Genomic DNA, 13,119 nt, shown 5'->3' with positions numbered 1-13,119 from the left:
GCGTGACGGCGGCGCCGCAGGGGTGACGGACGGGGCGCCGGGGTGTGCGGCGCCCCTTCCGTGTGTCGGTGTGGTCCCAGGCATGCGTCCTGGAACCACGTCCTAGAACTTGTTCTTCGGCGTGATCCCCAGGGACAGGCCCGACAGGCCGCGCTGCCTGCCGCCCAGCTTTCCGGCGATGGAGCGCAGGGCCGCGCCCGCGGGGGAGTCCGGGTCGGTCAGGACCACGGGCTTGCCCTCGTCGCCGCCCTCGCGCAGGCGGACGTCGATGGGGATGTTGCCGAGGACCGGGACGTTCGTACCGGTCGTGCGGGTCAGGCCGTCGGCGACGACCTGGCCGCCGCCCGTGCCGAACACGTCGACCATCTCGCCGCAGTGCGGGCAGGGCAGGCCGGACATGTTCTCGACCACGCCGACGATCTTCTGGTGGGTCTGCACGGCGATGGAACCGGCCCGCTCGGCCACCTCGGCCGCCGCCTGCTGAGGCGTCGTCACGACGAGGATCTCGGCGTTCGGGACCAACTGGGCCACGGAGATGGCGATGTCGCCCGTGCCGGGCGGCAGGTCGAGCAGCAGGACGTCGAGGTCGCCCCAGTACACGTCCGCCAGGAACTGCTGGAGCGCGCGGTGCAGCATCGGGCCGCGCCACACGACCGGGGCGTTGCCCGGGGTGAACATGCCGATGGAGATGACCTTCACGCCGTGGGCGGACGGCGGCATGATCATGTTCTCGACCTGGGTGGGGCGTCCGTCGGCGCCCAGCATGCGCGGCACGCTGTGGCCGTAGATGTCGGCGTCCACCACGCCGACCTTCAGGCCGTCGGCCGCCATCGCCGCCGCCAGGTTCACCGTGACCGACGACTTGCCGACGCCGCCCTTGCCGGACGCGACCGCGTAGACGCGGGTCAGGCTGCCGGGCTTGGCGAAGGGCACCTCGCGCTCGGTCTGGCCGCCGCGCAGGGCGTTCGCCAGTTCCTTGCGCTGTTCGTCGCTCATGACGTCGAGCGTGACGTCGACGCGGGTGACGCCCTCGACCCGCGAGACCGCCTCGGTCACCCGCTGAGTGATCGTTTCCCGCATGGGGCAGCCGGAGACCGTCAGGTACACGGTGACCGCGACCGCCCCGTCCGCGCCGATCTCCACCGACTTGACCATCCCGAGCTCCGTGATGGGCCGGTTGATCTCGGGGTCGTTCACCGTCGCCAGTGCTTCGCGCACCGCGTCTTCCGTAGCCATAAGGACGATGGTACGGCGCCCGGCACCGGGCCTGGAAAGCCCCGTCAGCGGTCGTCTATGTCACGCCGCCGCGGGTGACCTGCCGGGAATACGCCACGGTCGTGATGGCCGTTGGTCCGTTCCTCCAGTTCCTTCATCACGTCGTGGAGCTCGGAGCGGATCCAGTCGCGGGTCGCGACCTCGCCCAGACCGATGCGCAGGGCGGCGATCTCGCGGGTCAGGTACTCGGTGTCGGCGATGGACCGCTCGTTCTGCTTGCGGTCCTGCTCCAGGTTGACCCGGTCGCGGTCGTCCTGCCGGTTCTGCGCGAGCAGGATCAGCGGGGCCGCGTAGGAGGCCTGCAACGACAGCATCAGCGTCAGGAAGATGAACGGGTACTCGTCGAACCGCAGCTCGCGCGGCGCGGCCACGTTCCACACGAGCCACAGCACGATGACGATGGTCATCCAGAACAGGAACCGCCCGGTGCCGAGGAACCGCGCGATGCGTTCCGACAGCCGCCCGAAGGCGTCCGGGTCCCACTCGGGCAGGATCCGGCGGCGCGGCGGGCGGGGCTGGTCGAGGCGGGCCCGGTGCCGGCCGGCCGCGGTGGCCCCGGCCGGGGTGCGCTCGCGGACGCCCTCGCGCTCAGGAGGCATCCGCACCGGCCTCCTCGTCGAGGTGGAACTCCGTCTCGCGCCAGTCGTCCGGCAGCATGTGGTCCAGCACGTCGTCCACCGTCACCACGCCGAGCAGCGCCCCCGCCTCGTCCACGACGGGCGCCGCCACCATGTCGTACGCCGCGAAGAACCCGGCGACGACCGGCAGCGCGGCGTCGGGCGCCAGCGGCTGGAGGTCGTCGTCGATGATCGAGCCGACCAGCGTGTACGGCGGGTCGCGCAGCAGGCGCTGGAAGTGGACGGTGCCCAGGTACTTGCCGGTCGGGGTCTCGTCGGGCGGCCGGCAGACGTACACCTGGGCGGCGAGCGCCGGGGACAGGTCGGCGTTGCGGACCCGGGCGAGGGCGTCGGCGACGGTGGCGTCCGGGCGCAGCACGATCGGCTCGGTGGTCATCAGACCGCCCGCCGTGCGCTCCTCGTACGACATCAGGCGCCGCATGTCGGCCGCGTCGCCCGGTTGCATCAGGCTCAGCAGCCGTTCCTGCTCCTCGACGGGGAGTTCGGCGAGCAGGTCGGCCGCGTCGTCGGGGTCCATGGCCTCCAGGACGTCGGCGGCGCGTTCCTCCTGGAGCTTGCCGAGGATCTCGATCTGGTCGTCCTCCGGCAGTTCCTCCAGCACGTCGGCGAGCCGGTCGTCGTCGAGGGCGGCGGCGACCTCGGCGCGGCGCTTGGGGGAGAGGTGGTGCAGCACGTTGGCGAGGTCGGCGGGGCGCAGCTGCTCGAACGTGGCGAGCAGGCTCTCGGCGCCCTGCCCGTGCTCCTCCAGGGAGAAGCCGGTGACGGCGGACCACTCGACGGTCAGCGCCTCGCCCTTGCCGCGCCGGAAGGCGCCCGTCTTCTTGCCCTTGCGGACGAAGATCCGGTCGATCTCCCACTCCCGACGGGCCGGGAGCTGCTGCACCGACAGGTCGAGGACGGTGACCTCCTCGCCGGTCTCGACGAGCGTGACGCGCCGGTCGAGGAGCTCGCCGAAGACGAGGCGTTCGGTGGCCCGCTGCTCGAAGCGCCTCACGTTGAGCACGCCGGTCGTGATGACCTGGCCGGACTGGATGGCGGTCACGCGGGTCATGGGCAGGAAGATGCGGCGCCGGGTGGCGAGTTCGACGACCAGGCCGAGCAGTCTCGGGGGCCGCCGCCCGACGCGCAGCATGACGACCAGGTCGCGTACGCGGCCCACCTGGTCGCCGGTCGGGTCGAAGACGGCGATCCCGGCGAGGTGCGAGACGAAGATCCGGGGCGCGCCGGCTGCCATGTGCCGCGCCTCCTTTCCGTACGGCGTTCTGTCCGTACCGCCGTGTACTGCACGGTCCGTTCCGGTTGCCCGAAGTGCCCGCTCGGTGGGGTTCAGGCTAGCCCGTACCGTTCGGATACGCCCTGGTGAGGGGTCCGGACGGACTGGCTCCGCCGGGCGCGCGCGGCCCCGGTACCCTGCGGTACGCCGTGCCGCCCGGTCCGCCTCGAAGGACCTGCCGGTCCGGTCGGCTCCGTCAGCTCCGTCAGAAAGGCAGCCCCACCTGTGACTGCGATTCCCCAGAGCCGTAACCGCAGGGCCGCGCTGGTGAGCGCGATGTGCGCGCTGCTCGTCACGGGGACGGCGCTGACGGGGTGCGGCGAGGAGGACCCGAACGAGGGGACCAACGGGGTCGGCAGACTCCCGGCCGACAAGATCCAGGCCAAGACCCGGAAGGTGGCCGAGGCCGCCGAAGCGGTACGTCTTCACGGAACAGTGGTCACCAGCGGACGCACGTACAAACTCGACATGCGCCTGAAGTCCGACGGCGGCACCGGCTCGGTCACCGCCAAGGGGATGACGTTCCAGCTGATGAGGACCGGCGAGGAACTGTTCCTCAAGGCCGACGCCGGTTTCTGGAGCCACGCGGACGGCGAGGGCGACAACGGCGACGCGGCGGCGGCCGAGAAACTCAGCGGCAAGTACGTGAAGGTGCCGCAGGGCGACCCCTCGTACAAGAAGTTCAGCGGGTTCACCGACAAGGACCTGCTGCTGGAGGGGCTGCTGACGCTGCACGGCAAGCTCGCGACGGACGGGCATCACGAGCAGGCCGGCGTCCGCACCATCCGCATCACCGGCGACAAGGGCGCCGGCGGCACGCTGGACGTGTCCCTGGAGGGCACGCCGTATCCGCTGCGCCTGGTCAGGGCGGGCAGCGCGGGCACGCTGAGCTTCTCGGACTGGGGCCAGGACTTCGCCCTCAAGGAACCGGCGCAGGACGAGATCCTCGACTACGGCAGGCAGTTGCCCTCCTCCTAGCCCGGACCTACTTCCGCCTGCGCCGCTTCAGCAGCAGCCGGGGCAGCCCGGCCGGGATCGGCTCGCGGGTCGTGGCGGACGTCGGCAGCGGCGCCTCGGCCAGCGAGCCGTCGGGCAGCGCCGCCGTCCGCCCGGTCGGCTCCAGGCGCACGACGCGGCACTCGCGGGCCCAGCGGTCCGGCATGGCCTCGCCGTCGGGGGCGTTCAGCCGCTTGCCCTTCAGCTCGGCGACCGCCGCCTGCCACGCCTCGGAGCCGGACGGCAGCTCGGCGACGCGGGCGGACCAGGTGACGAGCCGGCCGCCCTTGTCCTTGCTGCGCACCGTGACCTCCGCCTCGGCGCCGTCGGTCAGTCCGGCGAGCGGCTGCTCCCCGGGTCCGTCGCCGACGACGCAGGCCGCGCCCTCGTGCCACACGTGCCACAGCGCGCGGGCCGGGACGCCGGGCGCCTTGACCCAGATGAGGCCGGACTTCTTCGTGGCCTCCTCGACGAGGGCCCGGTCGAGCAGTTGGCTTGTCATGCGCCCAGCCTATCGAGGGCCCGTCAGAGCCAGCCGTTGCGCTTGAGCGTGCGGTGGATGCCCAGACAGATGGCCACCGTGATCCCCAGGACGAGCGGGTAGCCGTACTTCCAGCGCAGCTCGGGCATGTGGTCGAAGTTCATGCCGTAGACACCGCACACCATCGTCGGGACGGCGATGATCGCGGCCCACGAGGTGATCTTGCGCATGTCCTCGTTCTGCGCCACGGACGCCTGGGCGAGGTTGGCCTGGAGGATGGAGTTCAGCAGCTCGTCGAAGCCGATGACCTGCTCCTGCACCCGGGCGAGGTGGTCGGCGACGTCCCGGAAGTACTTCTGGATGTCCGGGTCGATCAGCCGCATTGGGCGCTCGCTCAGCAGCTGCATGGGGCGCATCAGGGGCGACACGGCGCGCTTGAACTCCAGGACCTCGCGCTTGAGCTGGTAGATCCGGCCGGCGTCGGTGCCGCGCGGGGTGCCCTTGCGGCCCGGCGAGAACACCTCGGTCTCGACCTCGTCGATGTCGTCCTGCACCGCGTCGGCGACCGCGATGTAACCGTCCACGACGTGGTCGGCGATGGCGTGCAGCACCGCCGAGGGGCCCTTCATCAGCAGCTCGGGGTCGTCCTGGAGGCGGTGCCGCAGCGCCCGCAGCGAGCCCTGCCCGCCGTGCCGGACGGTGATGAAGAAGTCCCGGCCGGTGAAGCACATCACCTCGCCGGTCTCCACGACCTCGCTGTTGGCGTCGAGCTGGTCGTGCTCGACGTAGTGGATCGTCTTGAAGACCGTGAAGAGGGAGTCGTCGTAGCGCTCCAGCTTGGGCCGCTGGTGGGCCTGGACGGCGTCCTCCACGGCCAGCGGGTGCAGCCCGAACTCGCCCGCGATACCGGCGAATTCCTCCTCCGTCGGCTCGTGCAGCCCGATCCAGACGAAGCCTCCGTCGCGGCGCACCTGGCGCATCGCCTCGGGCGGGCTGAGCGGCGTCTCGGTCGGGACGCGCCGGCCGTCGCGGTAGACGGCGCAGTCGACGACGGCGGACGGCGTCGCGGGGTCGCGCGTGGTGTCGTAGGCCCCGCCCTCCTTGCGAAGCGACACACGGGACGGACGGACCACGGCGCGCAGGTCGCGGATCATCGACATGAGCAGGCTCCTTCGCAGGCGGGCAACGAAAGGCGCCGACGACGGGTGGAACTACCCGGAATGGGGACGTCCTGAATGCGGATGTTTGGCACGTCCACAAAGCGGGGAGCACCGCACCGTCGCGGTGGCGAGTTTCGCTACTGATTCAGGTACTGACACAGATCAGACAGATCAGGCAAAACGAAACGGAGTGCTCTTCCGTGGGCACGAATGCGAGGTGGCAGGTAGCCGGCTGAAGCAGAACAGCTGCGTCAGCGGTCGGAAGAGCGGGTAGTACTGCACGGTCGACTTCGATCCATGACAGCCCCACCTCCTCCGGCCGGTCCCTCTTGAGGGACGATCACCACTCCCTGGGGAGTCTCATCGGCGTCGGGACTGGATCGCGACGCTTCTGCGTGCTGCCCCGACACCGGGCAAGAGTATCAGCCGACCGGCATGTCAAGGCGCCGCTTTGCCGTGCGCTGACGAGTTCTATGCTCGCCGCATGGCTGATGTTCTTCCTCTGGTCGAGGCCCGGTTGCGCACCGCGCTGGGCGAACCGGACGCGCGCGCGGCGGTCACCTTCCTCGGCACCGACCGCATCGAAGTGCTGCGTTTCACGGAGGGCGACGTCGTCCGGTACGCCTCGCTCGGCATGTCCGCGCACCCCATGACGGACCCCACGGCCGTCATCGCCGACCCCGTCGGCGGACCGCGTGCCGAACTGGTCCTGTCCGTGCGGGCCGGGGCCGCCGACACCGACAAGGTGCTCCGCCCGCTCGCCGTGCTCGCCGCGTCCCCGCAGGTCGAGGGAGTCGTCGTGGCCCCCGGCGCCTCGCTGGACGTGGGTGAACCCCTGTGGCCCGGCGCCCCGTTCACCTCGGTGCTGGTCGCCGAGCCGGGCGGTCTGGTCGAGGACCTGGAGCTCGACGAGCCGCTCGACCCCGTGCGGTTCCTGCCGTTGCTGCCGATGACGCCGAACGAGGCCGCCTGGAAACGCGTGCACGGCGCCCAGGCGCTCCGGGAACGCTGGCTGGCGCACAAGACGGACCTGCGTGATCCGACCCGCAGGTCCGTCCCGCTCGACTGACGAGGCGTGAGGAAGCTCACCCAACGCCGGTCCGGCGCCGGTCAGTTCGCGAAGACCGTCACACCGTCCTCGGTGGCGTGCCCCGGCTCCAGTTCCTCCGCCTCGCGCGTGAGCGCCCGGCGCCGTACGAGGACGACCGCGGCGCCGAGCACGGCCGTGACCGCGGCCACCACGAACGGGACGTGGATGTCGGTCCACTCCTCGATCTTCGGCGCGAAGTAGGGCGCGGCCGCCGCCGCGAACCAGCGCACGAAGTTGTAGCCCGCGCTCGCCACCGGACGCGGCGCGTCCGACACACCGAGGGCCAGCTCGGTGTAGACGGTGTTGTTCACGCCGATGAAGGCGCCGGACAGGATCGTGCACACGACGGCCGTGGTGTGGTCGCCGTAGCCGAGGACGAGCACGTCGGCGGCGAGCAGCAGCAGCGAACCGCCCAGCACCTTCAGCGAGCCGAACCGCTCCTGCAGGCGCGGCGCCACGATCACCGAGAAGACGGCGAGCAGCACGCCCCAGCCGAAGAACACCGCGCCGGACCTGTACGGGGTCATGTTCAGCACGAACGGCGTGAAGGCCAGCACGGTGAAGAACGTGTAGTTGTAGAAGAAGGCCGAGGCGGCGGCGGAGGCCAGGCCGCCGTGCCCGAGCGCCCTGATCGGGTCCAGCAGTGACGTCCTGCGCGCCGTCTTCGGCTGTTCCTTGAGGAACACCGCGATGCACAGGAAGCCGGCCGCCATCAGGAACGCGGTGCCGAAGAACGGGTAGCGCCAGCTGGCGTCGCCGAGCAGCGCGCCCAGCAGCGGGCCGCACGCCATGCCGAGGCCGAGCGCGGACTCGTACAGCAGGATCGCCGCCGCGCTGCCGCCGGCCGCCGCGCCGACGATGACGGCCAGGGCGGTCGAGACGAACAGCGCGTTGCCGAGGCCCCAGCCGGCCCGGAAGCCGACGAGTTCGCCGACCGAGCCCGAGGTGCCGGACAGGCCGGCGAAGACCACCACGAGCGCGAGGCCGAGCAGCAGCGTCCGGCGGCCGCCGATCCGGCTGGAGACGAATCCGGTGACCAGCATCGCGACGGCGGTGATGAGGAAGTACGAGGTGAACAGGAGGGAGACCTGGCTCGCCGAGGCGTCGAGGCCGTGGGCGATGGACGGCAGGATCGGGTCGACCAGGCCGATGCCCATGAAGGCGACCACGGAGGCGCCCGCGGTCGCCCATACGGCCTTCGGTTGCTTCAGGAGCCCGCCCGCTCCCGCGTCGAAGGGGTCCATGCTTGCTCCAATCCCGGCGGAAGCCACCCGGGTCCGGGGGCGCCGACGGTTCCGACGAGGAGATGGTTGGCGTTTACACACAATAAGTTAGCTGAGCTAATTAGTGCAAGTTGCATCTAGATTGGGCCGGGGCGGCGCCCGTACGGCGCTTCGCCCCCCGGACGGGTGATCGTCCTTGACGTGGCGGGGCAGGGGTAGGACCGTGGGGCTCTATGAGGGGCGAACCCAGTTGCCCGAAGTGCGGTGGCCGGGTCAGGGCTCCCGGTCTCTTCGCCGATTCGTGGCAGTGCGATGTCCATGGCGCCGTACACCCGCTGCAGCCGGTGATCCCGCCCAGTGTCGACGCCCTCAACGTCGTCGTGCGCCGCGCGCGGGTCCCGGTGTGGATGCCGTGGCCGCTGCCGGTCGGCTGGCTGTTCACGGGCGTGGCCTGTGCCGGTGACGACCGCAGCGGCGGCCGGGCCACCGCGGTGGCGTGCACCGGGCCGGGGCCGCTCGGCGGGATGGGCGAGATGGTCCTGGTGGCCGAGGAGCTCGGCGTCGGCCTCGGCGCGCGCTACGCCGGCATCGACGGCCCCGACCCGGGCCCCGGCATGAACGTGGAGAAGCCGGCCGAGGCCAAGGTGCTGGCCGCCGGACGCCCCACCCCGCTGTGGCACGTCTCCGGCACACCGGCCGACCGTGCCGTGTTCGCCGGCGAGGCGCTCGGCCTGTGGCTCTGGGCGGTCGTGTGGCCCGAGCAGTCGGGACTGCTGATGTACGACGAGCTGGTCCTCGCCGACCTGCGGGAGGCCGGGGCCGAGGTGGAACTCGTGCCGTGCGGCGCGCTGTCGCCCCGGCTGCTGGAGGCCTGAGACCCCGCTGAGCGGCCCTTGGGCGAAGGTGTAGGGGGCGCTGTGCGGCTGCGGGTGTGACAGGGGTGCCCGGAAGTCCGGTTATCCTTTGAGCGTCCCCGTCCGTCCCGTCACCGCCTGGAGTAAGCGTCGTGCGCATCGATCTGCACACCCACTCCACCGCTTCCGACGGCACGGACAGCCCCGCGGAACTGGTCCGCACGGCCGCCGCGGCAGGCCTGGACGTCGTCGGGCTGACGGACCACGACACCACGCGCGGGCACGCCGAGGCCCTCGCCGCGCTGCCGGAAGGGCTCACCCTCGTCACGGGCGCCGAGCTCTCCTGCCGCCTCGACGGCATCAGCATGCACATGCTGGCCTACCTCTTCGACCCCGAGGAGCCCGCCCTGCTCGCCGAGCGCGAGCTGGTCAGGGACGACCGGGTGCCGCGGGCCAAGGGCATGATCGCCAAGCTCAACGCGCTGGATGTACCGGTCACTTGGGAGCAGGTGTCCCGCATCGCCGGGGACGGTTCGGTCGGGCGGCCGCACGTCGCGTCCGCGCTCGTCGAGCTGGGCGTCGTGCCGACCGTGGGCGACGCCTTCACGCCCGAGTGGCTGGCCGACGGCGGACGGGCCTTCGTGGAGAAGCACGAGACCGACCCCTTCGAGGCGATCCGGCTGATCAAGGGCGCGGGCGGCGTCGCCGTGTTCGCGCACCCGGCCGCCGCCAAGCGGGGCCGTACGGTGCCGGAATCCGCGATCGCCGAGATGGCCGCCGCCGGCCTCGACGGCATCGAGGTCGACCACATGGACCACGACGCCGACGCCCGGACGCGGCTGCGCGGCCTCGCCGGCGAGCTGGGACTGCTGGTGACCGGGTCCAGCGACTACCACGGCAGCCGCAAGACCTGCGTGCTCGGCGAGTACACGACCGACCCCGAGGTGTACGGGGAGATCACCCGGCGCGCGACCGGCGCGTTCCCGGTCCCGGGGACCGGCGGAGCCTGAGCCGCGCGCCCGCGCGCGACCTCGCTCCCACCCCTCCCGCTCACTTCCGGCAAGGCCCTTCACCGATGTTCGACGTCGCCGTCTTCGGCTCTCTCTTTCTGACCCTTTTTGTCATCATGGATCCCCCCGGGATCACCCCGATCTTCCTCGCGCTGACCGGCGGGCGGCCCGCCCGGACGCAGAAGCGGATGGCGTTCCAGGCCGTCTGCGTCGCGGGCGGCGTGATCACCGTCTTCGGCCTGCTCGGGCACCAGATCCTCGACTACCTGCACGTGTCCGTCCCGGCGCTGATGATCGCCGGCGGACTGCTGCTCCTGCTGATCGCGCTCGACCTGCTCACCGGCAAGACGGACGAGCCGAAGCAGACCAAGGACGTCAATGTCGCGCTCGTGCCGCTGGGGATGCCGCTGCTGGCCGGGCCCGGCGCGATCGTGTCCGTCATCCTCGCCGTGCAGAAGGCCGACAGCGTCGCCACGCAGGTGTCGGTGTGGTCGGCGATCCTCGCTATCCATGTCGTGCTGTGGCTGGTGATGCGCTACTCGCTCGTGATCATCCGCGTCATCAAGGACGGCGGCGTGGTCCTGGTGACCCGGCTGGCGGGCATGATGCTGTCGGCGATCGCCGTGCAGCAGATCATCAACGGCGTCACCCAGGTGATCCAGACGTCCTGACCGGGCGCCGGACATGCGAGGAGCCCCGGTACGGCGTGTCCGTACCGGGGCTCCCGGGCGTGTGCAGAGGCGTGCCGCCGGTTACGAGGCCGAGGCCTCGGTGGGGCGGATCCACAGCCGCTGCCCGATGGCGGCGGCCTGCTGAACGATACGGTTGACGGAGGCGGCGTCCACGACCGTCGTGTCCACGGGGGTCCCGTCGACGTCGTCGAGACGCATGATTTCGAAGCGCAACGGCTTCTCCCTTCGTCTGGTCATCCTCCTGAAGGAGAACTACTGGTGGGGGCCACGGCGCAGGAGTGCCCGTGTTCCGTCGTAGTCAACGCGGTGCGTGTTACAAACATTCCCTACGCTAAAGAAAATTTTCGAACGACTAATTACTCACCGGTAAGTGGATCGGTCGTGACTGGAGGCGGACCGAACGGGACCGACCGGGACCGGTTGTGTTCGCAGCGTGACCGTCGGGACAATAGAGGCGATGAACGAAGACCACGCGGCCCTCACCGCCCGCATCGACCGCACGAACGAGCTGCTCCAGCGCATGCTCGCCGAGGTGGCCAAGACGCCCTCGACCCATGCGATCTTCGTCGACGCGGGGTACCTGTACGCGGCCGCGGGCCGACTGGTCGCCGGCACCGAGGACCGGCGGGCCTTCGACCTCGACGCCGAGGGCCTGATCGAGGCGCTCATCGACCGCGCCCGCACGATCTTCGCGGACAGCCGGCTGCTGCGGGTCTACTGGTACGACGGCGCCCGGCGCCGCATCCACACGGCGGAACAGCAGTCCATCGCCGAACTGCCCGACGTCAAGGTCCGCCTCGGCAACCTCAACGCCAACAACCAGCAGAAGGGCGTCGACTCCCTCATCCGGTCCGACCTGGAGTCACTCGCCCGGCACCGCGCCATCAGCGACGCGGCCCTGCTCGGCGGCGACGAGGACCTGGTCTCGGCGGTGGAGGCGGCGCAGGGCTACGGCGCCCGGGTCCACCTCTGGGGCATCGAGGCCCCGGAAGGCCGCAACCAGGCGGAGCCCCTGCTGTGGGAGGTCGACAGCCAGCGCACCTTCGACCTCGACTTCTTCAAGCCGTACGTCTCCCGGCGCGCGGCCCAGGCCTACGAGGCGACCGCCGCCCGGCCCACCCGCGAGGACGTCCGCTTCGTCGGCGCGCAGATCGCGGCGAAGTGGCTCGTGGCGCGGGGCAGGGAAGCGCTGGTCGAACTGCTGCCGGGACACCCGTATCTGCCCGGGTCGGTCGACCAGGACCTGCTGGTGGAGGCGGAAGGCCTGCTCCAGTACTCGCTGCGCGGCCAGGCGGACCTGCGGCGCGCCCTGCGGGACGGGTTCTGGGGCCACTTGCAGGCGCAGTACTAGGCCGTGTCCGCAACGTGGCGTCGTCGCCCGGAGGGCGTCGCGCGGCAGGCGCCACTTCGCGGACACGGCCCAGCGCGGCGCCTGTTTGAGCGCTCCGGCTCTCAGCCCGCGACGTCGTCCCAGAAGTCGGCGAGGGCGCGGGCCGTCGGCAGGGGCCGGTCCGTGTTGGGGGAGTGCTCGGCACCGGCGACGACCGTGCGCCGCGCGCCCAGACGCAGCGCCATGTCGTCCAGGTCGGGCACCGGCCAGGTGTCGTCGAACGCGCCGGACAGCACGTGGAACGGCAACGGTACGGCGGCGAGTTCCGCGACGCGGTCCGGCTCGACGCACAACTGACGTCCCGTCGCGAGGAGTTGGGCGGGCTTGGTGCCCAGCCAGCGGCGCCGGAGCCGGGCCTGGTCGCCGGGGCCGCGGGCCGGGCCGCCGACCTCCTCGGGCGGCCCCATGGTCTGGATCGCGACCCACACCTCGTCCATCGCCATCACGGCGAGCGCGTCCCGCAGCAGCTTCACGCGCTCCTGCTGGTCGTCGGAGATCTGCGCCGGACCCGAGGACATCAGGGTGAGCGAACGGAACGGGGAGTGGTCCAGCAGGACGGCGGCGCGGGCGATCTGCCCGCCGAGGGAGTGCCCGACGAGGTGCACCCGGGTGCCGAGGGCGGCGGCCTGCGCGAGGACGTCCCGCGCGAGCTCCTCCTGCGCGTAGGCCGACTGGTCCTCGGCGGGGCCGTCCGACTCGAACTGCCCGCGCCCGTCCACGGCGACGCTCCGGTACCCGCGCGCCGCCAGCGGCTCGTGCAACAGCGTGAAGTCCTCCTTGCTGCCCGTGAACCCGGGCAGCAACAACGCGACCCCGCGCGCCTCGACGCCGTCGGCAACGGGTGAGTCGACGACGGCGAACTCACCACGCGCGGTACGCAACGCGTAGGCACGAGCGCCGGGGGGCCGCTGGAAGGAGGCGTTCTTGCTCACGGGGGGAGGGTAGCGGGTGACCGCCACGGGAGTGTTCGGGACGGCGGCGTGGGCCTCCCCACCTCCCCGCCACCGCCCCGCCACTGTGAGCGGCGGTCCGGCTCA

14 protein-coding genes are annotated in these 13,119 nt (G+C 71.4%); 6 read left to right on the top strand and 8 right to left on the bottom strand.

Annotated features, from left to right (window positions below):
- Positions 1-102 precede the first annotated feature (102 nt).
- Genes QC282_RS08670 through QC282_RS08660 form a run of 3 tightly spaced genes read right to left on the bottom strand, consistent with a single transcriptional unit; the run spans position 103 to position 3,147 of the window.
- Positions 103-1,236 (bottom strand): Mrp/NBP35 family ATP-binding protein, encoded by a 1,134-nt coding sequence (locus tag QC282_RS08670; RefSeq protein WP_279548648.1) that lies wholly within the window; start codon positions 1,234-1,236, stop codon positions 103-105.
- A gap of 44 nt (positions 1,237-1,280) precedes the next feature.
- The gene (locus tag QC282_RS08665) at positions 1,281-1,874 is read right to left on the bottom strand and encodes a DUF1003 domain-containing protein (RefSeq protein WP_279548647.1); all 594 of its coding nucleotides are present in this window, start codon (positions 1,872-1,874) and stop codon (positions 1,281-1,283) included.
- On the bottom strand, positions 1,864-3,147 hold the full coding sequence (locus tag QC282_RS08660; RefSeq protein ID WP_279548646.1) for a CBS domain-containing protein: 1,284 nt from the start codon (positions 3,145-3,147) through the stop codon (positions 1,864-1,866). The genes QC282_RS08665 and QC282_RS08660 overlap by 11 nt, the downstream gene beginning before the upstream one ends.
- A 264-nt stretch (positions 3,148-3,411) precedes the next feature.
- Between QC282_RS08660 and QC282_RS08655 the strand changes: the two genes are divergently transcribed.
- Entirely contained in the window at positions 3,412-4,164 is a 753-nt protein-coding gene (locus QC282_RS08655) for a hypothetical protein (RefSeq protein WP_279548645.1), read from the top strand.
- A gap of 7 nt (positions 4,165-4,171) precedes the next feature.
- Here the strand turns inward: QC282_RS08655 and QC282_RS08650 are convergent, their stop codons facing one another.
- Positions 4,172-4,684 (bottom strand): hypothetical protein, encoded by a 513-nt coding sequence (locus QC282_RS08650; protein WP_279548644.1) that lies wholly within the window; start codon positions 4,682-4,684, stop codon positions 4,172-4,174.
- A gap of 23 nt (positions 4,685-4,707) precedes the next feature.
- The gene (locus tag QC282_RS08645; protein ID WP_279548643.1) at positions 4,708-5,823 is read right to left on the bottom strand and encodes a magnesium and cobalt transport protein CorA; all 1,116 of its coding nucleotides are present in this window, start codon (positions 5,821-5,823) and stop codon (positions 4,708-4,710) included.
- 484 nt (positions 5,824-6,307) lie between these two features.
- Here QC282_RS08645 and QC282_RS08640 point away from each other — a divergent pair, with 484 nt between their 5' ends.
- Positions 6,308-6,892: a suppressor of fused domain protein gene (locus QC282_RS08640; protein WP_279548642.1), complete on the top strand. Its 585-nt coding sequence runs from the start codon at positions 6,308-6,310 to the stop codon at positions 6,890-6,892.
- 41 nt (positions 6,893-6,933) lie between these two features.
- Here the strand turns inward: QC282_RS08640 and QC282_RS08635 are convergent, their stop codons facing one another.
- Positions 6,934-8,157 carry an MFS transporter gene (locus QC282_RS08635; protein WP_279548641.1) on the bottom strand — a complete coding sequence of 408 codons (1,224 nt, stop codon included), beginning with the start codon at positions 8,155-8,157 and terminating at the stop codon, positions 6,934-6,936.
- Between the two features lie 212 nt (positions 8,158-8,369).
- On the opposite strand from QC282_RS08635, the gene QC282_RS08630 reads away from it, so the two are divergent.
- The 3 genes from QC282_RS08630 to QC282_RS08620 all read left to right on the top strand — a co-directional run bounded on the left by QC282_RS08630 (position 8,370) and on the right by QC282_RS08620 (position 10,671).
- Entirely contained in the window at positions 8,370-9,011 is a 642-nt protein-coding gene (locus QC282_RS08630; protein WP_279548640.1) for a DUF6758 family protein, read from the top strand.
- 131 nt (positions 9,012-9,142) lie between these two features.
- A complete protein-coding gene (locus QC282_RS08625; protein ID WP_279548639.1) occupies positions 9,143-10,000 on the top strand; it encodes a PHP domain-containing protein in 858 nt (285 codons plus the stop codon).
- A 65-nt stretch (positions 10,001-10,065) separates the two neighbouring features.
- Entirely contained in the window at positions 10,066-10,671 is a 606-nt protein-coding gene (locus QC282_RS08620) for a MarC family protein (RefSeq protein WP_279548638.1), read from the top strand.
- 81 nt (positions 10,672-10,752) lie between these two features.
- Here QC282_RS08620 and QC282_RS08615 read toward each other — a convergent pair whose 3' ends face one another.
- Complete coding sequence (locus QC282_RS08615) at positions 10,753-10,905, bottom strand: hypothetical protein (RefSeq protein WP_279548637.1); 153 nt, start codon at positions 10,903-10,905, stop codon at positions 10,753-10,755.
- A 244-nt stretch (positions 10,906-11,149) separates the two neighbouring features.
- Between QC282_RS08615 and QC282_RS08610 the strand changes: the two genes are divergently transcribed.
- Positions 11,150-12,043 carry an NYN domain-containing protein gene (locus QC282_RS08610; protein WP_279548636.1) on the top strand — a complete coding sequence of 298 codons (894 nt, stop codon included), beginning with the start codon at positions 11,150-11,152 and terminating at the stop codon, positions 12,041-12,043.
- A 101-nt stretch (positions 12,044-12,144) separates the two neighbouring features.
- Here the strand turns inward: QC282_RS08610 and QC282_RS08605 are convergent, their stop codons facing one another.
- A complete protein-coding gene (locus QC282_RS08605; protein ID WP_279548635.1) occupies positions 12,145-13,014 on the bottom strand; it encodes an alpha/beta hydrolase in 870 nt (289 codons plus the stop codon).
- Between the last annotated feature and the right edge of the window lie 105 nt (positions 13,015-13,119).

The sequence above is a fragment of the Streptomyces sp. DH24 genome, assembly GCF_029813775.1.
Classification (GTDB): domain Bacteria; phylum Actinomycetota; class Actinomycetes; order Streptomycetales; family Streptomycetaceae; genus Streptomyces.
The sequence above is the reverse complement of the archived record's forward strand: the minus strand, read 5'-3'. Positions and strand labels throughout refer to the sequence as shown.

Coding starts and splice junctions, on each gene's coding strand:
- QC282_RS08645 (WP_279548643.1), bottom strand. CDS start 5,823: ATGTCGATGATCCGCGACCTGCGCGCCGTGGTCCGTCCGTCCCGTGTG.
- QC282_RS08620 (WP_279548638.1), top strand. CDS start 10,066: ATGTTCGACGTCGCCGTCTTCGGCTCTCTCTTTCTGACCCTTTTTGTC.
- QC282_RS08635 (WP_279548641.1), bottom strand. CDS start 8,157: ATGGACCCCTTCGACGCGGGAGCGGGCGGGCTCCTGAAGCAACCGAAG.
- QC282_RS08610 (WP_279548636.1), top strand. CDS start 11,150: ATGAACGAAGACCACGCGGCCCTCACCGCCCGCATCGACCGCACGAAC.
- QC282_RS08665 (WP_279548647.1), bottom strand. CDS start 1,874: ATGCCTCCTGAGCGCGAGGGCGTCCGCGAGCGCACCCCGGCCGGGGCC.
- QC282_RS08660 (WP_279548646.1), bottom strand. CDS start 3,147: ATGGCAGCCGGCGCGCCCCGGATCTTCGTCTCGCACCTCGCCGGGATC.
- QC282_RS08650 (WP_279548644.1), bottom strand. CDS start 4,684: ATGACAAGCCAACTGCTCGACCGGGCCCTCGTCGAGGAGGCCACGAAG.
- QC282_RS08630 (WP_279548640.1), top strand. CDS start 8,370: ATGAGGGGCGAACCCAGTTGCCCGAAGTGCGGTGGCCGGGTCAGGGCT.
- QC282_RS08670 (WP_279548648.1), bottom strand. CDS start 1,236: ATGGCTACGGAAGACGCGGTGCGCGAAGCACTGGCGACGGTGAACGAC.
- QC282_RS08640 (WP_279548642.1), top strand. CDS start 6,308: ATGGCTGATGTTCTTCCTCTGGTCGAGGCCCGGTTGCGCACCGCGCTG.